22 protein-coding genes and 1 pseudogene are annotated in these 24,999 nt (G+C 60.7%); 3 read left to right on the forward strand and 20 right to left on the reverse strand.

All coding sequences use genetic code 11. From position 1 onward, the window contains the following. Window position 1 precedes the first annotated feature (1 nt). The 16 genes and pseudogenes from nuoC to J7302_RS02500 all read right to left on the reverse strand — a co-directional run bounded on the left by nuoC (window position 2) and on the right by J7302_RS02500 (window position 18,342). Window positions 2-1,783, reverse strand: coding sequence for an NADH-quinone oxidoreductase subunit C/D (gene nuoC / locus J7302_RS02430; protein WP_215369778.1), 1,782 nt, complete (start codon window positions 1,781-1,783; stop codon window positions 2-4). Window positions 1,784-1,846: 63 nt separating this feature from the next. Next, window positions 1,847-2,524, reverse strand: coding sequence for a NuoB/complex I 20 kDa subunit family protein (locus J7302_RS02435; RefSeq protein WP_215369780.1), 678 nt, complete (start codon window positions 2,522-2,524; stop codon window positions 1,847-1,849). Window positions 2,525-2,534: 10 nt separating this feature from the next. Continuing rightward, entirely contained in the window at window positions 2,535-2,948 is a 414-nt protein-coding gene (locus tag J7302_RS02440; protein WP_215369782.1) for an NADH-quinone oxidoreductase subunit A, read from the reverse strand. Between the two features lie 478 nt (window positions 2,949-3,426). Beyond that, the gene (locus tag J7302_RS02445; RefSeq protein ID WP_251701818.1) at window positions 3,427-5,421 is read right to left on the reverse strand and encodes a PhoX family protein; all 1,995 of its coding nucleotides are present in this window, start codon (window positions 5,419-5,421) and stop codon (window positions 3,427-3,429) included. A 249-nt stretch (window positions 5,422-5,670) separates the two neighbouring features. Beyond that, a pseudogene (locus J7302_RS27090) lies at window positions 5,671-5,975 on the reverse strand (ISL3 family transposase); the annotation flags it as partial. Between the two features lie 144 nt (window positions 5,976-6,119). Continuing rightward, window positions 6,120-6,719, reverse strand: a complete 600-nt coding sequence (locus J7302_RS02450) for a murein L,D-transpeptidase catalytic domain family protein (RefSeq protein ID WP_215369786.1) — start codon at window positions 6,717-6,719, stop codon at window positions 6,120-6,122. Window positions 6,720-6,970: 251 nt separating this feature from the next. Beyond that, complete coding sequence (locus tag J7302_RS02455) at window positions 6,971-8,566, reverse strand: isocitrate lyase (protein ID WP_215369788.1); 1,596 nt, start codon at window positions 8,564-8,566, stop codon at window positions 6,971-6,973. Window positions 8,567-9,187: 621 nt separating this feature from the next. Next, window positions 9,188-9,997, reverse strand: coding sequence for a secretin N-terminal domain-containing protein (locus tag J7302_RS02460; RefSeq protein ID WP_215369791.1), 810 nt, complete (start codon window positions 9,995-9,997; stop codon window positions 9,188-9,190). After that, window positions 9,994-10,623, reverse strand: a complete 630-nt coding sequence (locus J7302_RS02465; protein WP_215369793.1) for a DUF7931 domain-containing protein — start codon at window positions 10,621-10,623, stop codon at window positions 9,994-9,996. The genes J7302_RS02460 and J7302_RS02465 overlap by 4 nt, the downstream gene beginning before the upstream one ends. Before the next feature lie 8 nt (window positions 10,624-10,631). Beyond that, window positions 10,632-11,057, reverse strand: coding sequence for a GNAT family N-acetyltransferase (locus J7302_RS02470; RefSeq protein WP_215369794.1), 426 nt, complete (start codon window positions 11,055-11,057; stop codon window positions 10,632-10,634). Further along, on the reverse strand, window positions 11,050-12,216 hold the full coding sequence (locus J7302_RS02475; RefSeq protein ID WP_215369797.1) for a ribosomal protein uL16 3-hydroxylase: 1,167 nt from the start codon (window positions 12,214-12,216) through the stop codon (window positions 11,050-11,052). The genes J7302_RS02470 and J7302_RS02475 overlap by 8 nt, the downstream gene beginning before the upstream one ends. Window positions 12,217-12,276: 60 nt before the next feature. After that, entirely contained in the window at window positions 12,277-13,647 is a 1,371-nt protein-coding gene (purB, locus tag J7302_RS02480; RefSeq protein ID WP_215369799.1) for an adenylosuccinate lyase, read from the reverse strand. Between the two features lie 136 nt (window positions 13,648-13,783). Further along, window positions 13,784-14,404: a high frequency lysogenization protein HflD gene (gene hflD / locus J7302_RS02485; RefSeq protein ID WP_215369801.1), complete on the reverse strand. Its 621-nt coding sequence runs from the start codon at window positions 14,402-14,404 to the stop codon at window positions 13,784-13,786. After that, window positions 14,401-15,519: a tRNA 2-thiouridine(34) synthase MnmA gene (mnmA, locus tag J7302_RS02490; protein WP_215369803.1), complete on the reverse strand. Its 1,119-nt coding sequence runs from the start codon at window positions 15,517-15,519 to the stop codon at window positions 14,401-14,403. Before mnmA ends, hflD begins: the two co-directional genes overlap by 4 nt. A 55-nt stretch (window positions 15,520-15,574) precedes the next feature. After that, entirely contained in the window at window positions 15,575-16,018 is a 444-nt protein-coding gene (locus tag J7302_RS02495; protein ID WP_215369805.1) for an NUDIX hydrolase, read from the reverse strand. 98 nt (window positions 16,019-16,116) lie between these two features. Further along, window positions 16,117-18,342, reverse strand: coding sequence for an NADP-dependent isocitrate dehydrogenase (locus J7302_RS02500; RefSeq protein ID WP_215369807.1), 2,226 nt, complete (start codon window positions 18,340-18,342; stop codon window positions 16,117-16,119). 357 nt (window positions 18,343-18,699) lie between these two features. Between J7302_RS02500 and icd the strand changes: the two genes are divergently transcribed. Beyond that, a complete protein-coding gene (gene icd / locus J7302_RS02505; RefSeq protein WP_215369809.1) occupies window positions 18,700-19,956 on the forward strand; it encodes an NADP-dependent isocitrate dehydrogenase in 1,257 nt (418 codons plus the stop codon). 67 nt (window positions 19,957-20,023) lie between these two features. Here icd and cspD read toward each other — a convergent pair whose 3' ends face one another. Next, window positions 20,024-20,287, reverse strand: a complete 264-nt coding sequence (gene cspD / locus J7302_RS02510) for a cold shock domain-containing protein CspD (protein ID WP_215369811.1) — start codon at window positions 20,285-20,287, stop codon at window positions 20,024-20,026. Between the two features lie 229 nt (window positions 20,288-20,516). Between cspD and clpS the strand changes: the two genes are divergently transcribed. Together clpS and clpA are read left to right on the forward strand one after the other, a co-directional pair. Continuing rightward, window positions 20,517-20,879: an ATP-dependent Clp protease adapter ClpS gene (gene clpS, locus J7302_RS02515; RefSeq protein ID WP_069086497.1), complete on the forward strand. Its 363-nt coding sequence runs from the start codon at window positions 20,517-20,519 to the stop codon at window positions 20,877-20,879. A gap of 29 nt (window positions 20,880-20,908) precedes the next feature. Next, window positions 20,909-23,179, forward strand: a complete 2,271-nt coding sequence (clpA, locus tag J7302_RS02520; protein WP_215369813.1) for an ATP-dependent Clp protease ATP-binding subunit ClpA — start codon at window positions 20,909-20,911, stop codon at window positions 23,177-23,179. Between the two features lie 53 nt (window positions 23,180-23,232). Here the strand turns inward: clpA and infA are convergent, their stop codons facing one another. The 3 genes from infA to aat form a co-directional block, all read right to left on the reverse strand. Further along, window positions 23,233-23,451, reverse strand: a complete 219-nt coding sequence (gene infA, locus J7302_RS02525; RefSeq protein ID WP_016492441.1) for a translation initiation factor IF-1 — start codon at window positions 23,449-23,451, stop codon at window positions 23,233-23,235. A gap of 101 nt (window positions 23,452-23,552) precedes the next feature. Further along, the gene (locus J7302_RS02530) at window positions 23,553-24,260 is read right to left on the reverse strand and encodes an arginyltransferase (protein ID WP_215369815.1); all 708 of its coding nucleotides are present in this window, start codon (window positions 24,258-24,260) and stop codon (window positions 23,553-23,555) included. Window positions 24,261-24,314: 54 nt separating this feature from the next. Next, on the reverse strand, window positions 24,315-24,995 hold the full coding sequence (aat, locus tag J7302_RS02535; RefSeq protein ID WP_215369817.1) for a leucyl/phenylalanyl-tRNA--protein transferase: 681 nt from the start codon (window positions 24,993-24,995) through the stop codon (window positions 24,315-24,317). Window positions 24,996-24,999 lie beyond the last annotated feature (4 nt).

Below are 24,999 nucleotides of genomic sequence, written 5' to 3' on the forward strand. Positions count from 1 at the left end.
GTCAGCGGTCCACGTCAGCCATAACGAAGTCGATACTGCCCAGGTAGGCGATCAGGTCCGCCACCATGCTGCCGCGGATCACTGAAGGGATCTGCTGCAGGTGGGGGAAGCTGGGCGTCCGGATCCGGGTGCGGTAGCTCATGGTGCTGCCGTCGCTGGTCAGGTAGTAGCTATTGATACCCTTGGTCGCTTCGATCATCTGGAAGGCTTCGTTGGCCGGCATGACGGGGCCCCAGGAAACCTGCAGGAAGTGGGTGATCAGGGTCTCGATGTGCTGCAGCGTGCGCTCTTTCGGTGGCGGCGTGGTCAGCGGGTGATCTGCCTTGTACGGGCCTTCCGGCATGTTCTTCAGGCACTGGTCGATGATGCGGATGCTCTGGCGCATCTCTTCGACACGAACCATGCAGCGGTCGTAGGCATCGCCGTTGTGGGCCAGCGGTACTTCGAACTCGAAGTTCTCATAACCGGAGTACGGGCGCGCCTTGCGCAGGTCAAAATCGCAACCAGTGGAACGAAGTCCAGCACCGGTGACGCCCCATTCCAGGGCTTCCTTGGTGTTGTACTGTGCTACGCCGATGGTACGGCCTCGCAGGATGCTGTTCTGCAGGGCAGCCTTCTCGTATTCGTCCAGGCGCTTGGGCAGCCACTCGACGAACTCTTTCACCAGGCCATCCCAGCCGCGTGGCAGGTCGTGAGCCACGCCACCGATGCGGTACCAGGCCGGGTGCAGGCGGAAGCCGGTCACGGCTTCGATTACTTTGTAGGCACGCTGGCGGTCGGTGAAGGTGAAGAACACCGGAGTCATGGCGCCAACGTCCTGGATGTAGGTGCCCAGGAACAGCAGGTGGCTGGTGATACGGAAGAACTCGGCCATCATGACGCGGATGAAGTCGACTCGCTGCGGCACCTTGATACCGGCGAGCTTCTCGACCGCGAGTACGTACGGCAAGTTGTTCATCACACCGCCGAGGTAATCGATACGGTCGGTGTAGGGGATGAAGCTGTGCCAGGACTGACGCTCGGCCATTTTCTCGGCGCCACGGTGGTGGTAGCCGACTTCCGGTACGCAGTCGACGATCTCTTCACCATCGAGTTGCAGGATGATGCGGAAAGCACCGTGGGCAGACGGGTGGTTCGGGCCGAGGTTGAGGAACATGTAGTCCTCGTTCTCGCCGTGGCGCTTCATGCCCCAGTCTTCTGGGCGGAAACGCGCGGCCTCTTCCTCCAGTTGGTGCTTGGCCAGGGTCAGGCTGAACGGGTCGAATTCGGTGGCGCGCGCTGGGTAGTCCTTGCGCAGCGGGTGACCTTCCCAGGTGTTGGGCATCATGATCCGGGAGAGGTGCGGATGCCCGGTGAAGGTGATGCCGTACATGTCCCAGACTTCCCGCTCGTACCAGTTGGCATTGGGCCAGATACCGGTGGCGGTGGGCAGGTTGAGGTCGCCCTCGGACAAGGCAACCTTGATCATCACGTCACTATTACGTTCCAGCGACATCAGGTGGTAGAACACCGTGAAGTCGGCGCCCGGCAGGCCGCGGCGCTGGGTGCGCAGGCGCTCGTCAACGCCATGCAGGTCGTACAACATGACGAAGGGGCGCGGCAGGTTGCGCAGGAACTTGAGGACGTCAATCAGCTTGTCACGGCCGACCCAGATAACCGGCATGCCGGTACGGGTGCTCTGCACGGTGAAGCTTTCGGCGCCAAAGCGGGAGTTGAGCTCTACGACGACTTCTTGGTCGTCAGCCTTGTAAGGCGGAATAGACAGAACGGTGTCTGCGGTCATGGTCTCGGTCGCTATCAGTCAACGTAAAGAATGAGCCTGGGGTCTTCGGGTAGAAGACCAGGCTCAGACTTCGTCGGGGCTGCGCAGGTTGGTAACCTGAATACGTTGTTCGCGGCGCTGTTCCCGCTGCGAGGGCATGTCGGCACGATAGATGCCTTGGTCCCCCACGACCCAGGATAGCGGGCGACGCTCCTGGCCGATGGATTCCTGAAGCAGCATCAAGCCTTGCAGGAACGCCTCGGGACGGGGCGGGCAGCCGGGAATGTAGACGTCCACGGGGAGGAACTTGTCCACGCCCTGAACGACCGAGTAGATGTCGTACATGCCACCAGAATTCGCGCACGAACCCATGGAGATGACCCACTTGGGCTCCAGCATCTGCTCATAGAGGCGCTGGATGACGGGCGCCATCTTGATGAAGCAGGTGCCGGCAATGACCATGAAGTCCGCCTGGCGCGGTGATGCACGAATGACTTCCGCGCCGAAGCGAGCGATGTCGTGCGGCGCGGTGAAAGCGGTGGTCATCTCCACATAGCAGCAGGAGAGGCCGAAGTTATAGGGCCACAGGGAGTTCTTGCGACCCCAGTTGACTGCACCGTTGAGAACATCCTCGAGCTTGCCGAGGAAGATGTTCTTGTGAACCTGATCTTCTAGCAGCGGGTCGGAAACGGTCTCCCGTTGGCCGATCGGATACTCCTCGTAGGTTGCATCCGGATCGATCCGAGTAAGTTTGTATTGCATCGCCAAAGCCTCATTGTTTTAGCTTCGCCTGCCGCTTGCGACGACCTTCGGGAGCCCAATCGAGCGCCCCGATGCGCCAAAGGTAGACAAGACCCGCCAACAGAATTGCTATGAAAATGGTTGCTTCGATGAAGCCGGCCCAGCCGCTTTCGCGCACTGAAACAGCCCAAGCAAAGAGGAAGAGGGCTTCGACGTCGAAGATCACGAAGAGCATCGCGACCAGATAAAATTTGGCGGAGAGGCGCAGGCGGGCTGTGCCGGTTGGGAGCATGCCGGACTCAAACGGGTCATTCTTGCTGCGCCCAACGGCCTTGCTGCCCAGCAGGCTGGACACTCCGATCATGAAGGCGCAGAGGCCGACGACCCCAAGCAGGAAAATTGCAAAACCCCAGTTGTGGGACATGATGGCAGTAGCTTCCGACATGCCGGAACTCCCTGGACAAGGAACGGCGTTCACTCGTGTTGAAAGGGTTAATGCCGAGTTCTGATCATGCCCCGGCAATCTATTCGGCCAATTTTATGCCTGACCGGGTGTGCAAGTAAATTTTTCAGGCCAAAAATTTCCCAGGCAAGCCTGGTTTTTGGGCTTATCCTCGGCTGTAGCCCTTGAGTGGTGGGGGTTTCAGCTTTTAATTAGGCCTTTGTCGGATTGCGTCCTTATGTCGCATCCGGACGGATTGCTGGCGAGTCAATGATAAGCAGTCGCATTTGTCTGATGCTTAAATAATCACATTGTCGAAAGTACGACAGATAAGTACGAAATCTCCGGCTTTATTTGCTCAGCGCCTGGAAAGTTACTGCTGGGCGAGACTTTCATATTTGCGACAGTTTCTAATGTTTTCTTGGTATTGGGGCCAATGAGTGAGCAAAGGAGCCGGCCCTGAAAGGCCGGCCCGGGGTGATCAGAGCAGTCGTCGACCGTCGTCGCGTGTGATGATCACCGTGGCGGAGCGAGGGCGTTTGCCTGGGCCGTCGGGCCAGGTGCTGAGGAGGTTGGTCGCAGTCGATCCCTCACCTGGGTGCTGGATGTTGATGAACAGCGTCTTGAAGTCCGGGGTTGCCGTGATGCCGGTCACTTCGGCACCAAGGGGGCCGACCAGGAAGCGTTTGACCTCGCCGCTGCGCGGGTCAGCGACGAGCATCTGGTTGTTGCCGAAGGGGCCGCTGCTGAGCTGGCTGCCGCTCATGTCGGTCTGGATCCACAGGCGTCCTTCGTCGTCGAACCAGAGGCCGTCTGGGCTGGCGAGGATGTTCTGTTCGCTTAGTGGCTGGCCCTTGGGGTCGCGGCTGTCGCCATTGGGGCCGGCGAGCAGGAAAATGTTCCAGTCGAAGCGAAGGCCCGTGTGGTCACGACTGTTTTCGCGCCAGCGGATTATGTGGCCGTAGGCGTTGGCTATGCGTGGGTTGGCAGCGTCCGTTGTGGTGCGAGCGGTGTTGTTGGTGAGGGTGAAATAGACCTCGCCGTTATCAGGATTCACCGCGCCCCATTCCGGGCGGTCCATGCGCGTAGCTCCGACGATGTCGGCGGCCAGGCGGGTGTTGATCAGCACTTCGCCCTGGTTGGCGAAGGTGACTCCAGCGGTCTCGCAGGCGCTGCGGAAACGACGGTCGTTGATGTCCAGGGGCAACCAGTCTCCGCTGCCATCGGCATTGAAGCGCGCGACGTAGAGGGTGCCTTCGTCGAGTAGCCGGCCATCGCTGTTGCCGGGACGGTACTTGTCGCGGCTGACGTACTTGTAGATGTACTCGTTCTGAGAATCGTCGCCGGAGTAGCAGACCACCGGGCGGCCGCCTTGGACCGGGGCGAATATCAGACCTTCGTGGGCGAAGCGGCCAAGGGCCGTGCGTTTTACCGGGGTCGAGCTCGGGTCGAACGGGTCGATCTCGACGATCCAGCCGAAATGGTTGGGTTCATTGCGGTAGTCACCTTGGGCATCCGTGGTTTTGCGGGTGGCGTCGAAGCGCTCGAACTCATCGCCCGGTAATGTTTCCCAGCCGAAGCGGCTACTGCTGCGCAGGCCGTAGCGTTTGAGTTCGCGGGATACGTCCGAATCGCGGGTGGCGAAGTAGCCGGCCCAGTTCTCTTCGCAGGTGAGGTAGGTGCCCCAAGGCGTGAAACCGTTGGAGCAATTATTCTGGGTGCCACGGGTGGCGGTGCCGTCCGGGCTGTAGCGGGTCTGCAGGAGCGGATTGCCTCGCGCCGGGCCGCGGATCTCCATCGGCGTGGCGGCGGTGATGCGGCGATTGCGCGGGCTCGGCACTACTTCCCATTCACCTCGTACGTTGCGTCGGATTTCGACGACCGAAACACCGTGGCCATTTATTTCCTTCCGGACTTCTTCGGCACTGGCGCGCTTGCCGTTCACCAGGGTTGGACCGTTGGGGTGAATCAGAGGTGCGTCGATGTACTCGTGGTTGAGAACCAGCAGGCCATGGTCCGAGCTCTTCGCTGAGCCACGACGTGCGTCGATGGGGAAATAGTGCATGCCATCGTGGTGCATGCCGACCTGCTCGGCCTGGTCCTGGGCGCTGTTGCTTGCGTCATCGAGGAACGCCGGATAACGGCCGGTGATCGGGGTGCCCCATGGGATGAAGGGCGTGGCCTTGTAGCCCGTCGGGACACTTATGCCATCTGTGCGGCTGATCGGAATGGCGTCGAACGGCAGGCGCGAGCGCAGTTTGAAGGGCTGCCCCTTCGCTTGGGGCTCTGCCGCGAGGGCGTCGCCGGGAATGGCGGCGCCAAGGAAGGCGAGGGTGCCGAGGGCGGCGCCGCCGGCGAGCAGTTGTCGGCGGTTGAGGCCGCCGATCAGATCGCGGATGTGCGGGTTGTTCGAGTTGTTGCTCGGAACTTCATCGCCGTTGCCAAAAAGCACGGCGTTGTCATTGTGCTGGTTCAAGGCGGAGTCTCCATACAGGCGAATCGACGGAGCCCTGACGCTATAGGGGCAATGCGACGAGAAAATTACAGGTTCATCGCGGAATCTGGGGGAGATGCGAGTTGACAGCCGGATAGCCGGTACTCTCTCTGTAGGAGCCAGCTTGCTGGCCAACATGCGCCATTCGCCAGCAAGCTGGCTCCTACAAGGTTTCGCGCGCCTTCGATTCACTCCGCCCGACAAGTCCGCCAAGGAGGTGTTGCAGGCTGCTTTCCGGGGAAGGCGGGAAGCCGGCGCCAGACAGTCGATCCGCTCGGATACGCGTCCGCAGTACAGGCAGTCGACGCGACGCACCGGCAGTTGTAGCAGGACGCGCTGATCCTGCAGGTCACGATCCCGCACCTGGCGGATGTGCTGCTGCTCGTGGATCAACAGGTTGGGTTTGGCACGCGGCTGCAAATCGGGAAGCGCTCGGTTTGCGGTTCAAGACTGATCAGCAGGGTGTCGTGAGTGGATTGGCGACAGGCGACGACCTCGTAGCCTGGCCAGAAAGGGGCCAGATCAATAGGATGCACGGCGACAGCAGGGGGTGGGGGTTGGGATGTTTGGCGATTGCCAATTTACCCACTTCCCCGACTGTCAACTCGCTCTTCCCCCCGATTCCGCAAAGAACCAAATTACAGGGAGATCCGGATTTCGCTGCGGTAAGGGGGGTGAGTTCAGTTGCTGGCCAGTGCGGCTGGATCCTGCCGGATGGCGAAGATCATGGCGCCGCCGGAAAGTTGCTCGATGACCTGGTCGCGATCCTGGCTGGCGAGCACCAGGCAGCCGTGGCTGCGTCCGGGCAGACCGTGGCGGCGAATGAAAGTTTCTTCCATGTAGGTGTTCGCGTGGATCACGATGGCGCGCTCTTCGGCCTGGCTATTGCCTGGACTCAGGCCGATGAGTCGCATCGAGCGGCCGTGACCGGGTTCGTCGCTGTCGAACACCTGGGCTGTGCGATACAGGCCGAGTGACGAGGCGCGGCTGCCCGGGTCATTCGAGAAGTGGTCGGCCAGGCCGTCGTGGTCGGGGTCCGAGCCCTTGCCGTGGGCAACCCGGTAACTGCCCAGCAGGGCATGAGTACGACGATCGAAAAGGTAGAAGCGCGGGAGTGTGGAAGGGCGGCCGTAGTCGACGACGGCGAAGTGGTCATGCCGGCTTCCCTTCAGTTGCTCCAGGATGCCGCTGAGTTCGGGGCGAGCGATCAGCAGTTCCAAGTCTGCCGCGTGCAAGGTGGGTGCGGCCAGGATCAGCAGAAGGAGAAAGATTCTCGGCACGGCGATCTCGCTCAGAATTTTTAAGCGAGATTTAAAGCATTGGCAGCGGCTGCGCAAGCAGCGGCAAGTGCAGGCAAGTGCAAGTAGGTGCAGGATCGTAAGATAGGTTGGCCGATTTCCAGCGTGAGGTGCAGAGGGGTATCGCTGCGCGTGATCCATCTGCAGTCTCAAAATAGAAAACCCCGGTGCGGGCACCGGGGTTCCGTGATCCACCATGTCCGACTGGTTCGTGGTCAGTCGGCGGCAGTTCCTTAGTGGAACTGGTTCATGGTGTTGTCTTTACCGCTGGCCTTCAGAGCAGCTTCGCCAGCGAAGTACTCTTTGTGGTTGTCGCCGATGTCGGAGCCAGCCATGTTCTGGTGCTTGACGCAGGCGATGCCCTGGCGCAGTTCTTGACGCTGAACGCCTTTCACGTAAGCCAGCATGCCCTGGTCGGCGAAGTAGCCCTTGGCCAGGTTGTCGGTGGACAGCGCGGCAGTGTGGTAGGTCGGCAGGGTGATCAGGTGATGGAAGATGCCGGCGTGGGCCGAACCGTCGCGCTGGAAGGTGCGAATCTTCTCGTCGGCGATCTGGGCCAGTTCGGTTTCGTCGTATTCCACGCTCATCAGCTTGGCGCGGTCGTAGGCGGATACATCCTTGCCTTCGGCAACCATGGCGTCGAACACTTGCTGACGGAAGTTCAAGGTCCAGTTGAAGGACGGGCTGTTGTTGTAGACCAGCTTGGCATTCGGGATGACCTGGCGGATGCGGTCAACCATGCCTTTGATCTGGCCAACGTGCGGCTTCTCGGTCTCGATCCACAGCAGGTCGGCGCCATTCTGCAGCGAGGTGATGCAGTCCAGGACGCAGCGGTCTTCGCCGGTGCCCTTGCGGAACTGGAACAGGTTGGAAGCCAGGCGCTTGGGACGCAGCAGCTTGCCGCCGCGGTTGATCACCACGTCGCCATTGTTCAGGTCGGCAGCGGAGACTTCTTCGCAGTCCAGGAAGGAGTTGTACTGGTCGCCCAGGTCGCCCGGTTGCTTGGTGACGGCGATCTGCTTGGTCAGGCCGGCGCCCAGGGAGTCGGTACGGGCAACGATCACGCCGTCGTCAACACCCAGTTCGAGGAAGGCGTAGCGAACCGCGTTGATCTTGGCCAGGAAGTCTTCGTGCGGAACGGTTACTTTGCCGTCTTGGTGGCCGCACTGCTTCTCGTCGGAAACCTGGTTCTCGATCTGGATGCAGCAAGCACCGGCTTCGATCATTTTCTTGGCCAGCAGGTAGGTCGCTTCCGGGTTGCCGAAGCCGGCGTCGATGTCGGCGATGATCGGTACTACGTGGGTTTCGTAGTTGTCGATCTGGGCCTGGATCTCGTCCTGCTTGGCCTTGTCGCCTTCAGCGCGGGCCGCGTCCAGGGCGGTGAACAGCAGGTCCAGTTCGCGGGCATCAGCCTGGCGCAGGAAGGTGTACAGCTCTTCGATCAGGCCGGAAACGGCGGTTTTCTCGTGCATCGACTGGTCCGGCAGCGGGCCGAACTCGGAGCGCAGGGCGGCGACCATCCAGCCGGACAGGTAGAGGTAGCGCTTGTTGGTGGTCTTCAGGTGCTTCTTGATGGAGATCAGCTTCTGCTGACCGATGAAGCCGTGCCAGCAGCCCAGGGACTGGGTGTAGACGGAGGAGTCGGCGTCGTATTCGGCCATGTCTTTGCGCATGATGGCAGCCGTGTACTTGGCGATATCCAGACCGGTCTTGAAGCGGTTCTGGGCGCGCATGCGAGCGACGGATTCCGGGTTGATAGCGCTCCAGCTGTTACCGTTCACTTCTTTCAGTGCGGCAATGGCCTTGATGTCGTTTTGATAAGCGGACATGGTCAATCCTTCAAAGTGTATATGTGGTTGAGCACCGACTTACCCACTCAAAAACCTGCGTTCTGAAGGTTATTGCGGGTTGCTCACCGCAGCGCGTCGAAGGATCGGCTGATACGAGGATGTGTCTGAGGAGGGGTGACGAATTGAACAGTCTGCTCGATCGATGGGTGGTTTTGCGCTCGGTTCGCCATTTGCCGGCTCGTGGTTGCCTGCAGACGATGGTCGGGCACTGCCTTCGATCTTGCGGATGTTACTGACGCTTCCCCGTCCCTCAGGACAACTTCGTTCCAGTCGCAACCTCGTCGCACTGCCTTATGGGCTGTTACAACACGGATCGGCTCGGCTGGTTGGCTGGGAGCGCGATCCGGAGGCCCTATTCAGGGCCCCTGGCTAGCGGGAGCGAGGCCATCATGCTCTGCAAAAAAGTGTTCGTCAAACGTTTTGTAGTGTTTTTTTAGGACTACTACATAAGACTTTCGGATAAGACTGGGCGGTCGAAAAGCGCTTGCCTGGTCAGGCCGCGTCAGCACGACCTCAAGGCCTTTGCGGGGGAGAAACAGGCAGCAGGTCGTCGCGATCGGGGCGGCCTGCTGGTGGCACGAACTGGTTCAGGTCGAGCGGTCACTCGACGACATCGACCTTAAGTCGCATCGTCATGTCCTCGCGGCCCTGGGTACTGTTGCGGCGCAGGAAGCCTTGCTGGTCGACCTGGCTGTCTTCGCTGACGGCGCCAATGGTGATCCACTCGCCCAGTCGGCCGCTGACTCGGCTGTCCGTACTTTGTACGTCGATGAGGCCAGGCTGGCTACTGTTCAGGCGATCGCGGTTGCTGCTGATGCTGACGTGCACCAGTTCGCCGCTGAGGCTGGCAGTGACGTAGAAGCCGCGGGTGACGTTGCGGTACTCGGTGTTGCTGTAGGCCTCGCCGTAAGGTCCGGAGCTGGTCGTGGTAATGGGGACGCTCTGGCCGACCTGAATAAGCGCAGGATAGCCCTCGGTGGTTTGCACCTGCTGTACGCCGGCTCCCCGGCTGTTGGTACTGCGTCGGATGATGCGGACCTGGTCGCTGCCATGGACTTCGCCCCGGCCGGACTGGACCTCGACACTGCCGGCGCTGATGGAGCCATTCACCGCATAGCCTCGATCGTTCTGGGAGCTGCTGTCGCTTGTGTCGACGCTGATCAAAAGGCGCTTGGGCCGGGTGTCGAGTTGGTCGAGGAGGGTGCGCAATTCGGCAATCTTGGCCGGGGAAGCGTTGACGATCAGCTGGTTGCCATAGGCGTTTACGCGCCCTTCGTTGCCCAGCACGGATTGCGCCACGGGCAGCATCTCATCCGCGCTGCGGTACTTCAGTGCAATCAGCTCAGTTGCGGCCTGTACAGACAGGCAAAGCAGCATGAGCACGGCAGCTAGCATGGCGCGAGGCGTCATAGGAGAAAACTCTGTAAGTTCGGATCGCTGATGCTGAGGTCCCAGGCCTGGTCGAATCGCACCTGCTGCAGGCGAGTCCGTCCGGGGTCGTCATACAGGGCGTAACCGGCGAACTGGTCGGGCTCGGGCCGCAGGAGCAGTCCGCGGTCGTCGGCCAGCAGGTAGGCCCGTTCTTCGGAAGGGTGGTTGGGATTCAGCCGGCGGATATGAAGGTTGCTCGAGAGTCGGCGGCTCAGATGGAGCAGCCTGTGTCCTTCCTTCGTGGCGCGGCTGGGGTCGCGTACGAGGATGCGCATCTGGTTCTTCGGATCGGCCAGCAGGAATCGCGTGCAGGCGTCTTGGATGCTGCTGTTGTGGTACAGCCAGGGCTCGAGATCGGGGGTATACAGGCATAGGCTCCGGCGGGCTTGCTGCAGCAGCGCCAGGGCGTGGGCGCGAGCTTGTTCAGGGGTGCTGAATCGCTCCATTGCCCGATGTTCGCCGAGGACGTGGGGGGCCGGTTCCCAGCCCTGGGAGTCAGGCTGGCTCGGGGAGGGGTTGTAGACAGTGAAACGCCCCGGCGACTGGAATTCGATGGACGCTGATTCGACGTCGTTTTCCTCAGTTTCCGGGGCGTTCTTCTTCATTTCGACCTCTAGTCGCTTTCCCGCAGCATGTCTACGTGGGGGATGCCGGCTTCCAGGAACTCGCTGCTGACGATCTTGAAGCCGTGGCGTTCGTAGAATGCCGTTGCGTGGACCTGTGCCGTGAGCATCTGGCGCTTCAGGCCACGGCGTTCCGCTTCGGCAATTGCCGCTTGCAGCAGCCTGTCGCCCACTCTCAAACCGCGCCAGTCCTTGAGCACCGACACCCGGCCGATATGACCATCCGTCAGCAGGCGCGCAGTGCCGATAGCATAGTCCCGCTCGAAGGCGAGGAAGTGGACGGCATCAGCATCTTCGCCATCCCATTCCAGTTCAGGGGCTACGGACTGCTCGGCAATGAATACAGCTTCGCGGATACGTCGCAGATCTGCATTGTCCTTCTGCCAGTCGGCAATGCGGACATGTATTTCACTCATCGGCAAACTCCAGACTTCCTTGCTTGATCAGTTCCCACAAAAGCTTACGCCCCTCGTCATCCGCCAGCCATTGGCCGAGATTCTCAAGATGCAGGGCTTCTGCAGCACAGATCAGCTTGAGCAGCTCACGCAAGCTGCCCGGTAGCAGGCGGCTCTGGCCGCTGGCGAACAGCACCAGGTCCTCATCCACTTCGGACCATGCGAGGCGCGCGCTTGGGTTGCGAACCAGTACGGCCCCGCCCTCGATGGCGTCGAGGAAGTCCTCCTCTGCCACTTCGGCTCCAGCGACCAGCTCGGGATAGCGGGGCTCGGTCATGAACTGGCCGAACCAGGTCAGCAGCAGTCGTTCGTCACCCATATGCTCCTGGAGCAGGGCTTTGAGGCGATCCAGGGCGTCATGCTGAATCTGGTGGGGGTCGCTGGCCGGCAGGGTCCCGGCATCGCTGTAGCGCTCTTCGTCCGGCAGGAACTGGGCGAGGAAGTCGGTGAAGTGGGTCAGTACCTCTGCTGCACTGGGGGCGCGGAAGCCGACCGAGTAGGTCATGCAGTCGTCTTCGGCAATGCCGTAGTGAGCCAGACGTGGCGGCAGGTAGAGCATGTCGCCGGGCTCGAGGACCCACTCGTCGGTCTCCTGGAAGTCAGCGAGGATGCGCAGGTCTGCATGGGGCAGTAGGGGGCTGTCGGCGTCGCACATCTGACCGAGCTTCCAGCGTCGACGACCATGGCCCTGGAGCAGGAAAACGTCGTAGTTGTCGAAGTGCGGGCCCACACCGCCGCCTGGTGCGGCGAAGCTGATCATGACATCGTCGATGCGCCAGCTTGGCAGGAAGCGAAAGTGCTCGAGCAGGTTGGCGACGTCCGGGACGAATTGGTCAACTGCCTGGACCAGCAGGGTCCAGTCGCGCTCCGGCAGGTTTTGGTAGGTGTCTTCTGCGAAGGGGCCGCGGCGCAGCTCCCAGGGGCGCTCGCCGTGTTCGAGGACCAGGCGGGACTCCACTTCCTCTTCCAGGGAAAGGCCAGCCAGTTCGTCCGGCGAGATGGGGCTTTCGAAATCGGGCAGCGCCTGGCGGATCAGCAGCGGTTTGCGCTGCCAGTAATCACGCAGGAATTCGCGCGCGGTCAGGCCGCCCAGGAGTTGAAGAGGAATATCAGGATTCATATCTAAGCCCTTGAAATAAAAACGCCCGGCGCAGCCGGGCGTGCACGGGTGCAAATTCGATCAGATGCGCTTGGCCTGGGCTACGGCATTGCCGATGTAGCCTGCTGGGGTCAGTTTGCGCAGCTCGGCCTTGGCCTCGGCCGGAATGGCCAGATCGTCGATGAAAGTCTGCAGGGCTTCGGGACTGATGCCCTTGCCACGGGTCAGTTCCTTGAGCTTCTCATAGGGATTTTCGACCCCGTAGCGACGCATGACGGTTTGCACCGGCTCGGCCAGGACTTCCCAGCAGGCGTCCAGGTCTTCCGCAATACGTTGAGCATTCAGCTCGAGCTTGCTGATGCCTTTGAGGGAAGCTTCGTACGCGATGACGCTGTGGGCGAAGCCGACACCCAGGTTGCGCAGTACGGTGGAATCGGTCAGGTCACGCTGCCAGCGGGAGATCGGCAGTTTGCTGGCCAGGTGCTGGAACAGTGCATTGGCGATGCCCAGGTTGCCTTCGGAGTTTTCGAAGTCGATCGGGTTGACCTTGTGCGGCATGGTCGAGGAGCCGATCTCGCCGGCAATGGTCTTCTGTTTGAAGTAGCCGAGGGAGATGTAGCCCCATACGTCGCGGTCGAAGTCGATGAGGATCGTGTTGAAGCGCGCGATGGCGTCGAACAGTTCGGCGATGTAGTCGTGCGGCTCGATCTGGGTGGTGTAGGGGTTGAACGCCAGACCCAGGTCGCCTTCGATGAATTCGCGGGCATTGGCTTCCCAGTCCACCTTCGGGTAAGCGGAGAGGTGCGCGTTGTAGTTGCCTACGGCGCCGTTGATCTTACCCAGCAGCGGCACGGCCGCCACTTGGGCGATCTGGCGCTCCAGGCGGTAGACGACGTTGGCCATTTCCTTGCCGAGGGTGGTCGGCGAGGCCGGCTGGCCGTGGGTTCGGGAGAGCATGGGGACGTCGGCGAAACGCACGGCCAGATCGCGGATAGCGTCGGCAACCTGACGCATCAGCGGCAGGATCACCTGGTCACGGCCTTCGCGCAGCATCAGGGCGTGGGACAGGTTGTTGATGTCCTCGCTGGTGCAGGCGAAGTGAATGAACTCGCTGATTTTGGCCAGTTCCGGCAGCTTGGCAGCCTGTTCCTTGAGCAGGTATTCGACTGCTTTGACGTCGTGGTTGGTGGTGCGCTCGATTTCCTTGATGCGCTCGGCATGCTCCAGCTGGAAGTCTTCTGCCAGCTGATTCAGCAGAGCATTGGCTTCGGCGGAGAAAGGCGCGACTTCCGGAATGCCAGCGTGGGCGGCGAGGCGTTGCAGCCAGCGAACCTCCACCTGGACACGGCAACGGATCAGGCCGTATTCACTGAAGATCGGGCGCAGGGCGCTGGTTTTGCCGGCGTAGCGGCCGTCTACGGGGGAAACCGCGGTGAGCGACGAAAGCTGCATGAGGGCGTTCTCGGACATCGGTCAACGAAAAGGGGCGCACATCATACACGGATTTGATCCTGCTCGCCGCTACCGCGCGATGGCCATTCGGCGCGAAGTTTGTCGGGCGGCCCGGCCGGTGCTGCCGGACTGCGGTTCAGCCGCGCAGCAGGGGGTAGAGTTCGCGGAGTAGCTTCCGGCGACTGAAGAGCAATTGCCAGCGGTTGCCACCGAGCTGACGCCAAAGGCGCGCGGCACGGATGCCAGTCAGCAGCAGGGCGCGAATTTTCGCTGCATTGCTGGGTTGTTGCAGGTGACGCATGTCGCCATGCACCTGAATCCGCTGCCGGAAGGTGCTCAAGGTGTCTTGATACAGGCCGGCGCATGAGGCGATGACGTTGTCGTGGACCAGGCCGAAGTGCTGCACTTGCTGCTGGATCTGGTCCAGGCGGGTGCCGATGGTGTCCAGCATGTCGTCGCGCTTGGCCAGTTGGCGTTCCAGGGTAAGGAGGGCAAGGGCATAGCGGAGCGGTTCGCGCTGCAGGCTGGCGGGTTCGCGCTCGAGAGCGCTTGCCAGGGCCTTGTAGCCGTCGCGCAGGTTGAGGTCGTCGCCGCCGTAGACTTCAAGGGTCGACTTGGGGTCGCGTACCAGCAAGCTACCGAGCATACAGCCCAACGGTGGCTCGCTGATCTGGCCTGTCTTGGCAATTCGGTCGACCAGGGAAGCGGCTTCGAAAACCGCACCCAGCGCTATCAGTTGTTCCTGCGTCTGGTTCATGGGCGCTGGACTCCGTCGTCCCAGGGGTCGGCAGCTTCGATCACGCCGCCGCCGAGGCAGACTTCGCCATCGTAGAACACCACGGACTGGCCCGGTGTTACGGCGCGTTGCGGCTCGTCGAATGTGGCGCGATAGCCGTTGGCGGTTTTTTCCAGGGTGCAGGGTTGGTCGCTCTGGCGATAGCGCACCTTGGCCTTGAGGGCGCGGGGCTGGTCGAGGTCGATCGGGTTGACCCAGTAGATCTCGGAGGCGTGCAGGGAGCGCGAGAACAGCCAGGGATGTTCGTTGCCCTGGCCAACGACCAGGACGTTGCGCTTGAGGTCTTTGGCGAGCACGTACCAGGGGTCGTCACTGGCGTCCTTCATGCCGCCGATGCCCAGACCCTGGCGCTGGCCGATGGTGTGGTACATCAGGCCGTGATGGCGGCCGATGACATCACCTTCGACGGTCTCGATGTTGCCCGGCTGCGCCGGCAAGTACTGCTTGAGGAAGTCGGTGAAGCGCCGCTCGCCGATGAAGCAGATGCCAGTGGAGTCTTTCTTCTTGGCCGTGGCCAAGCCGTACTTCTCGGCGATCGCACGCACTTCCGGCTTTTCCAGTTCTCCCACCGGGAACAGGGTGCGGGCAATCTGTTCACCGCCCACCGCATGCAGGAAGTAGCTCTGGTCCTTGTTCGGGTCCAGGCCCTTGAGCAGTTCGGTGCGGCCGTCGAGGTCGCGGCGGCGGACGTAGTGGCCGGTCGCGATCAGGTCGGCGCCCAGGGAGAGTGCGTAGTCGAGGAAGGCTTTGAACTTGATCTCTCGGTTGCAGAGTATGTCCGGATTCGGGGTGCGTCCGGCCTTGTATTCGGCGAGGAAGTGCTCGAACACGTTGTCCCAATATTCGGCTGCGAAGTTCGCGGTGTGCAGCTTGATACCGATGCGGTCGCAGACGGCCTGGGCATCAGCCAGGTCCACCTTTGCGGTGCAGTATTCGGTGCCGTCGTCCTCGTCCCAGTTCTTCATGAACAGGCCTTCCACCTGATAGCCCTGCTCGAGGAGCAGGAGGGCGGAAACCGAGGAATCGACGCCGCCGGACATGCCGACTATGACGCGGGTATTGGCTGGATCACGCATGGGAATCTGCACTGGCTGGTGAGCAAAAGCGGAATTCTAACAGGGCAAGGGGTGGTCAGGCGACGCGGATCAGGCTGAGGGGGAAGCGTTCGCCTTTCAGGTAGTCGTCGATACAGCGCGCTACCAGGTGACTGCGCCAGTGCGCCGACTGGGCCTCCAGTTCTTCGCGCGTCAGCCAGCGTGCGCCGATGATGCCGTCGTCCAGTGCGCGCGTGGGGTGATGGCGGAGGGGGCGGGCGGCGAAGCAGACGCGCTGGTAAGTCACGCCGTTGCTGGGGGCGGTATAGAGGTAGATACCGGTTACGGCAGTGAGCTCGACTTCCCAGCCGGTTTCTTCAAGGGTTTCGCGCAGGGCGGCTTCGAGCAGAGTCTCGTCGGGCTCGAGATGGCCGGCGGGCTGATTGAGGACGTTGCGGCCGTCGGCACGCTCTTCCACCAGCAGGAAGCGGCCCAGGTCTTCGACGATGGTTGCGACGGTGATGTGGGGTTGCCAGCTCATCAGGGGGCTCCTGGAAAAATCGACATGACATGGCGTTGTCGACTCAAAAAAGAAACCCCGGGCCTTGGCCCGGGGTTTCCTGCTACGACGCGTGGCGATCAGGCCAGGCTGTCGACTGCGGTGTTGAAAGTGGTGCTGGGACGCATCACCTGGCTGGTCAGCTCCGGATTCGAGCGGTAGTAGCCGCCGATGTCCACCGGCTTGCCTTGGGCGCCGTTCAGCTCAGCGACAATCGCCGCTTCCTGCTCGGTAAGGGTCTTGGCCAGTGGAGCGAAGTGCGCCTTCAGCTCGGCGTCTTCGTCCTGGGCAGCCAGGGCCTGGGCCCAGTATAGCGCCAAGTAGAAGTGGCTACCGCGGTTGTCCAGCTCACCGACCTTGCGCGACGGCGACTTGTTGTTGTCGAGCAGTTTGCCGGTGGCTTCGTCCAGGGTTTTGCCCAGCAGCTTGGCCTTGGCATTGCCGGTCTTGATGCCGGTCTCTTCCAGGGACACCGCCAGAGCCAGGAATTCGCCGAGGGAGTCCCAGCGCAGGTAGTTCTCTTCCACCAGCTGCTGCACGTGTTTCGGTGCCGAACCGCCGGCGCCGGTTTCGTACATGCCGCCGCCCGCCATCAGTGGGACGATGGACAGCATTTTGGCCGAGGTGCCCAGTTCCATGATCGGGAACAGGTCGGTCAGGTAGTCACGCAGCACGTTGCCGGTCACCGAGATGGTGTCCAGGCCACGGATCTGGCGCTCCATGCTGGTACGGATGGCTTCGTTGTAACCCTTGATGCTGATGTCCAGGCCGGTCAGGTCGTGGTCCTGCAGGTAGATCTCGACCTTTTTCTGCAGTTCGCGGTCGTGGGCGCGTTCCGGGTCCAGCCAGAAGATCGCCGGCGTGTTGGATTGGCGGGCGCGGGTGACGGCCAGCTTGACCCAGTCGCGGATCGGCGCGTCCTTGGTCTGGCAGGCGCGCCAGATGTCGCCGGCTTCCACTTCGTGCTGCATCAGCACGGTGCCATCGGCCAGGACCACACGCATGCTGCCGTCGGCGGTCATTTCGAAGGTCTTGTCGTGGGAACCGTATTCCTCGGCCTTCTGTGCCATCAGGCCGACGTTCGGCACGGTGCCCATGGTGGTCGGGTCGAAGGCGCCGTTGGTCTTGCAGAAGTTGATCATCTCCTGGTAGATGCGGGCATAGGTGCTTTCCGGCATCACTGCCTTGGTGTCTTTCTGCTTGCCGTCCTTGCCCCACATCTGGCCGGAGTTACGGATCATGGCGGGCATCGAGGCGTCGACGATCACGTCGCTCGGGATGTGCAGGTTGGTGATGCCCTTCACGGAATCGACCATGGCCATTTCCGGACGGTGGCTGTACACCTCGTGGATATCGTGGAGGATTTCTTCCTGCTGGGAAGCCGGTAGGGTCTTGATCTTGTCGTAGACGCTGCTGATACCGTTGTTCGGGTTGACGCCCAGTTCCTTGAACAGCTCGCCGTATTTGTCGAACACGTCCTTGTAATAGACGCTGACGGCGTGGCCGAAGACGATCGGGTGGGACACCTTCATCATGGTCGCCTTGACGTGCAGGGACCACATCACACCGCTTTCCTTGCAGTCCTGCAGGGTCTTCTCGAAGAAGTCGCGCAGTTTGCGGCAGCTCATGAACATGCTGTCGAAGACTTCGCCCTCTTGCAGGCTCAGCTGCTTCTTCACCTCGACCTTGCCGTCCTTGCCGACGAACTCGATGCGGACGTCACCGGCCTTGTCCATGGTGATGGACTGCTCGCTGGAGAAGAAGTCGCCGCCGCGCATGTAGTCGGCGTGAGAGCGCGAGGACATGCTCCACTTGCCCATGGAGTGAGGGTGCTTGCGGGCGTAGGCCTTGACTGCGGCCGGGGCGCGGCGATCGGAGTTGCCTTCGCGCAGGACCGGGTTGACAGCGCTGCCCAGGATCTTGGCGTAGCGTGCGCGGACGTCCTTCTCTTCGTCGGACTGCGGATCTTCCGGGAAATCAGGCACGCCATAGCCTTTGGCCTGCAGCTCGGCGATGGCGCCTTTGAGTTGCGGAACGGAGGCGCTGATGTTCGGGAGCTTGATGATATTGGCATCTGGCGAAGTTGCCAGATCCGCCAGGTAGGCCAGATCGTCGTCGATGCGCTTTTCGGTTTCAAGCTTGTCAGCGAAGGTGGCGAGGATGCGTCCTGCAAGAGAGATGTCGCGGGTTTCGACGTCGATGCCCGCCGAGGCGGCGAAGGCTTTGACGATGGGGAGGAGCGAGTAGGTGGCGAGCGCTGGGGCTTCGTCGGTGAAGGTGTAGGTAATCTTCGGACGATTAGACATTAACGTTTAACTCTCTTCTTTTCTGGGCGCGCACAGAGTCTCGAAGCGTGTTGGTAGACGCATCCGCTCAACGTCGACTTTGAGCTGAACTCGAGAATTGCCGCGGGGGTATTGGAGCGCCAGTAGAGCGTTGCACGGCCGCGCCATGGTGGTGGCTTGGCCGCTGCGAGGGGAGTCAGTCTGGTCCCAGGCTGCTCGAACCTCGATGACTGTTAAGTCACGGCACGTAGTATATCACCCCATTCGATAGGGTGACGCTAACGCTCGATTTCGACTAAGGAACATGTAGTTTCGGGCGGCCCAACTGGGGTACGCTTTCGAGCTGCAAGAGGGTTCAACCACAACACGGAGCTCAGCATGGGATACCAAAAGATCCAGGTGCCGGCAGTCGGTGACAAAATCACCGTCAATGCGGACATGTCCTTGAACGTACCGAACAACCCGATCATCCCCTTCATTGAAGGCGACGGCATTGGCGTCGACATCAGCCCGGTCATGATCAAAGTGGTGGATGCTGCCGTTGCCAAGGCATACGCCGGGGCTCGCAAGATTTCCTGGATGGAAGTCTATGCCGGTGAAAAGGCCACTCAGGTCTACGACCAGGACACCTGGCTGCCGAAAGAGACCCTGGAAGCTGTCCGTGATTACGTCGTGTCCATCAAAGGCCCGCTGACCACTCCGGTCGGTGGTGGCATTCGCTCCCTGAACGTTGCCCTGCGCCAGGAGCTGGATCTGTACGTTTGCCTGCGCCCTGTGCGTTGGTTCGAAGGCGTTCCAAGCCCGGTGAAGAAACCAGGCGACGTCGACATGGTGATCTTCCGCGAGAACTCCGAAGACATCTATGCAGGCGTGGAGTGGAAAGCTGGCAGCCCTGAGGCAGAGAAAGTCATCAAGTTCCTCACCGAGGAAATGGGCGTCAAGAAAATCCGCTTTACCGAGAACTGCGGCATCGGCATCAAGCCGGTTTCCCTGGAGGGCACCAAACGCCTGGTTCGCAAGGCCCTGCAATACGCCGTGGACAACGATCGCAGCTCCGTAACCATCGTCCACAAAGGCAACATCATGAAGTTCACCGAAGGTGCCTTCAAAGAGTGGGGCTACGAAGTAGCGCGTGACGAATTTGGCGCCGAACTGCTGGACGGTGGCCCGTGGATGCAGTTCAAGAACCCGAGCACCGGCAAGAACATCGTGGTCAAGGATGCGATCGCCGACGCCATGCTGCAGCAGATCCTGCTACGTCCGGCCGAATACGACGTTATCGCGACCCTGAACCTGAATGGTGACTACCTGTCCGACGCTCTGGCGGCCGAAGTAGGTGGTATTGGTATCGCTCCCGGCGCCAACCTTTCCGACACCGTTGCCATGTTCGAAGCCACTCACGGCACTGCGCCGAAGTACGCTGGCCAGGACAAGGTCAACCCGGGTTCGGTCATCCTCTCTGCTGAGATGATGCTGCGCCACATGGGGTGGGGCGAAGCTGCCGACCTGATCATCAAGGGTACCAACGGTGCCATCGCTGCGAGGACCGTGACCTACGACTTCGAGCGTCTGATGGAGGGTGCCAAGCTGCTGTCCTGCTCGCAGTTCGGCGACGCCATCATCGCTCACATGTGAGTCGGGGGGCGAAAACAAAAAGGCCGGTCATCTGACCGGCCTTTTTTATGCCTAAATATTACTGGGCTCAAACTTCAATCGTGCTGCCCTGTGGGAGGCTGGCAGTTGCGGGGGCTTCGGAGTCTGCCGTGACCGGCCGGATATTTACGGCGTGCAGCCCTTTCGGGCCCTGGATGATATCGAAGCTTACCGGCTGGCCAGCTTTCAACGTTTTGTAACCATCCATCTGGATGGCCGAATAATGGGCGAACAGGTCCTCATCTCGGCCTTCGGCGAGGATGAATCCGTAGCCTTTGGCGTTGTTGAACCACTTGACCTTACCGCTAAGCATGCTGACATCCCTCTGCAAAGGACTCCATCACTGGAGTATCATCCACTTCGACCCCGCACCAATGGCACCTAAAGCTGCAAGGCGCGGAACCCCTCATACCCGAAGACGGGTATTTAGTGGTTGTAACACCGTTTTGCCGTTAGTCAAGGTATTGCCAATACCCGCTGAGAAGCGGATCAAAGTCTTTCCAACGGCCTCTTTCATTCAATCAATGACCTTTATTTCCAGCATGCATGCAAGCAGCCAGATTCGACTAACATTCAATCAGGACGGTCCGCAGCATCATGAGGACGACTCCACCGGCCTGGCGGTGCAGGAGGCCAAGCCGGCCCTGCAGGCACCACCCATGTATAAGGTGGTGATGTTTAACGATGACTACACCCCTATGGATTTCGTGGTCGAGGTGCTCGAAGTGTTCTTCGGTCTGAACCGGGAGCTGGCCACCAAGATCATGCTGACTGTGCATACGGAGGGGCGGGCAGTTTGTGGTGTGTTCACGCGCGACATCGCCGAAACCAAGGCCATGCAAGTCAATCAATATGCGAGAGAGAGCCAGCATCCGCTGCTCTGTGAGATCGAGAAGGACGGTTAACGCCGACCGCTTGGGTATGAGGTGAAGCCATGTTAAACCGCGAGCTCGAAGTCACCCTCAATCTGGCCTTCAAGGAGGCACGCGCCAAGCGTCACGAATTCATGACGGTCGAGCACTTGCTGCTCGCCCTGCTGGATAATGAAGCGGCCGCTGCAGTGTTGCGCGCCTGCGGCGCTAATATGGACAAGTTGCGGCATGACCTGCAGGAATTCATCGACTCCACCACACCACTGATACCGCAGCACGATGAAGATCGCGAAACGCAGCCGACGCTGGGCTTTCAGCGGGTGCTTCAGCGCGCGGTGTTCCATGTGCAGAGTTCCGGGAAGCGTGAAGTGACTGGCGCCAACGTGCTTGTTGCGATCTTCAGTGAGCAGGAAAGCCAGGCGGTTTTCCTGTTGAAGCAGCAAAGCGTTGCGCGTATCGATGTCGTGAACTACATCGCTCATGGCATTTCCAAGGTGCCAGGCCATGGTGAGCAGCACGACAATGAGCAGGAAATGCAGGACGATGAGGGCGGCGAATCCTCTGCTTCCGGCCATCCTCTGGATGCGTACGCCAGCAATTTGAACGATTTGGCGCGCCTGGGGCGTATCGATCCGCTGGTGGGGCGTGAGCCGGAGGTGGAGCGCGTGGCGCAGATCCTGGCGCGGCGTCGCAAGAACAACCCCTTGCTGGTTGGCGAGGCGGGTGTCGGCAAGACCGCCATCGCCGAAGGCCTTGCCAAGCGCATCGTCGACAACCAGGTGCCTGATCTGCTGGCCGACAGTGTGGTCTATTCCCTGGACCTCGGCGCTCTGCTGGCAGGCACCAAGTACCGTGGTGATTTCGAGAAGCGCTTCAAGGCACTGCTCAATGAGCTGCGCAAGCGTCCTCATGCCATTCTCTTTATCGACGAGATCCATACCATCATCGGTGCCGGTGCCGCCTCTGGCGGAGTGATGGATGCGTCCAACCTGCTCAAGCCGTTGCTGTCGTCCGGCGAGATTCGCTGCATTGGCTCGACCACCTTCCAGGAGTTCCGCGGGATCTTCGAGAAAGATCGTGCCCTGGCGCGGCGTTTCCAGAAGGTTGATGTGACGGAGCCTTCGGTCGAGGACACCGTGGGAATCCTCAAGGGTCTCAAGGCGCGTTTCGAACAGCATCACCATATCGAATACAGTGATGAGGCTCTGCGTGCTGCGGCTGAATTGGCGGCCCGCTATATCAACGATCGCCACATGCCGGACAAGGCCATTGATGTGATCGATGAGGCGGGGGCGTATCAGCGCCTGCAGCCTGAAGAGAAGCGTGCGAAGCGGATCGAGGTTGCCCAGGTAGAAGACATCGTCGCGAAAATCGCGCGAATTCCACCTAAGCACGTCACCAGCTCTGATAAGGAGCTGCTGCGTAATCTGGAGCGCGACCTCAAGTTGACGGTTTTCGGTCAGGATGCGGCGATCGACTCGCTCTCCACTGCCATCAAGCTATCTCGGGCAGGGCTCAAGGCTCCCGACAAGCCGGTAGGTTCCTTCTTGTTCGCTGGGCCGACGGGTGTCGGCAAGACCGAGGTGGCGCGTCAGCTGGCCAAGGCGATGGGTATCGAGTTGGTGCGCTTCGACATGTCGGAATACATGGAGCGTCACACTGTGTCGAGGTTGATCGGTGCACCTCCTGGCTACGTGGGCTTCGATCAGGGTGGCTTGCTCACCGAAGCCATTACCAAAACACCGCACTGCGTGTTGCTGCTCGATGAGATCGAAAAGGCGCATCCCGAGGTTTTCAACCTGCTTTTGCAGGTCATGGACCATGGCACCCTGACCGATAACAACGGCCGCAAGGCGGACTTCCGCAATGTGATCCTGATCATGACCACTAACGCGGGTGCTGAGACCGCCGCGCGTGCGTCAATTGGCTTCACCATGCAAGACCACTCGTCCGATGCCATGGAAGTCATCCGCAAGAGCTTCACGCCGGAGTTCCGCAACCGCCTGGACACTATCATCCAGTTTGGTCGCCTGAGCCATGAAGTGATCAAGAACGTGGTGGACAAGTTCCTCACCGAACTTCAGGCCCAGTTGGAAGACAAGCGTGTGCAGCTGGTTGTCAGCGATGAGGCGCGTGGCTGGCTGGCTGAGCGTGGTTACGATGCGCAGATGGGGGCTCGCCCCATGGCTCGTCTGATCCAGGACAAGATCAAGCGACCGTTGGCGGAGGAGATTCTCTTCGGCGAGCTGGCCGAGCATGGTGGAGTGGTGCACGTCGACGTCAAGGATAACGAGTTGTTCTTCGAGTTCGAGACGACGGTGGAGATGGCCTGAGACGCAGGCCACAAAAAAGCCCGGCTTGGCCGGGCTTTTTTATGACTGAGCGATCAGCGGGCGCGGTAGGTAATGCGGCCTTTGCTCAGGTCGTAGGGCGTCAGCTCGACACGAACCTTGTCGCCGGTCAGGATGCGGATGTAGTTCTTGCGCATCTTGCCGGAGATGTGCGCGGTGACGACGTGCCCATTTTCCAACTCCACACGGAACATGGTGTTGGGCAGGGTGTCGATGACAGTGCCTTCCATTTCGAAGCTGTCTTCTTTCGACATGCAGTAAAGCCCTCGGTATTCAATGATGGGCCCTGCCACGATTGGCGGCGGGCAAAAACGGCGTGCATTGTGCCCGAAAACAGCACTGCTCGCCAAGGGCCTCAGGTAAGGGCGACCCACCGCTGGTTAACGAAGAGCTCGATGGGGCGGTACTGAGTCTTGTAATTCATCTTGCGGCAGTTTTTGATCCAGTAGCCGAGATAGACCGCCTGCAGCCCCAGTCGGGCGGTTTCGCCGATCTGCCAGAGGATGGCGTAGCGGCCCAAGCTTCGACGCTCTTCGTCCGGGTCATAGAAGGTGTAGACGGCTGAAAGGCCGTTGGGCAGAAGATCGGTGACAGCCAGGGCCATCAGTTGGTTGTTCAGTCGGAACTCATAAAAGCGCGAAAACGGCAGGTCGCGCACCAGGAAGGTGGAAAACTGGTCGCGGCTCGGTGGATACATGTCTCCATCGGCATGGCGTTGCTCGATGTAACGGACATAGAGCGCGTAATACTCCTCGCTGAAGGCAGGTCTGGCGGCGGTGACGGTCAGGTCGCTGTTGCGCTTGAGGATGCGTTTTTGTTGGCGGTTAGGGATGAACTGATCAGCGGGAATGCGTGCGGGTACGCATGCATTGCAGCGCTGGCAGTGGGGGCGGTAGAGATGGTCGCCACTGCGGCGAAAGCCCATCTCTGAGAGCTCGGCATAAACATCTACATCCATGGGCTGGCTGGGGTCGAGGAACAGCGTAGTCGCCTGCTCCTCGGGCAGATAGCTGCAAGGATGCGGTTGAGTGGCATAAAACTTCAGGCGAGCCAGCTCGGTCATGATCAATCCCCGGGAAAACCCTTCAGCAAGTGTAAGCCAGCCTGCTGGGCTCGCCTAGGCAATCCAGTCCGCACTATTGGGTTGGTCGAGGTAAAGCTGCAGGTTGCGGGAGAATGCTGCCCGACTGATGGTTCTGGCGCCGAAACTTTGTAGGTGCTGGGTCGGCATCTGGCAGTCGATCAGCGCAAAACCCCACTTGCCAAGGTACTGGGCCAGCGTGGCGAAACCTACCTTCGACGCGTTATCGATGCGGCTGAACATGGACTCGCCAAAGAACAGCTTGCCCATGGCAAGGCCGTAAAGGCCGCCGACCAGTTCGCCTTCGAGCCAGACTTCTACCGAGTGGGCGACCCCGATGCGATGCAATTCGATGTATGCGGCCTGCATCGCCGGCGTGATCCAGGTTCCATCGGCATAGCTGCGCGGGCCGGCGCAGCCGCGTATCACTCCGGCGAAGTCATGGTCGAAGGTGACCTGAAATCGTTGCTGGCGCATCAGTTTGGCGAGGCTGCGGGAGATGTGGATTTCGTTCGGTGGTAGCACGGTACGTGGGTCCGGCGACCACCATAGGATGGGCTGACCCTCTTGATACCATGGAAAGCAACCGTGGCGATAAGCTTGGATCAGGCGCTCGGAAGAGAGGTCGCCGCCAGCGGCAAGCAGCCCGTTGGGCTCGCGCAGGGCGCGTTCCAAGGGGGGGAATTCGAGAGATTCGCGTTGCAGCCAGGTGAGCATGAGG

Source organism: Metapseudomonas boanensis (assembly GCF_018704125.1).
Lineage (GTDB): Bacteria > Pseudomonadota > Gammaproteobacteria > Pseudomonadales > Pseudomonadaceae > Metapseudomonas > Metapseudomonas boanensis.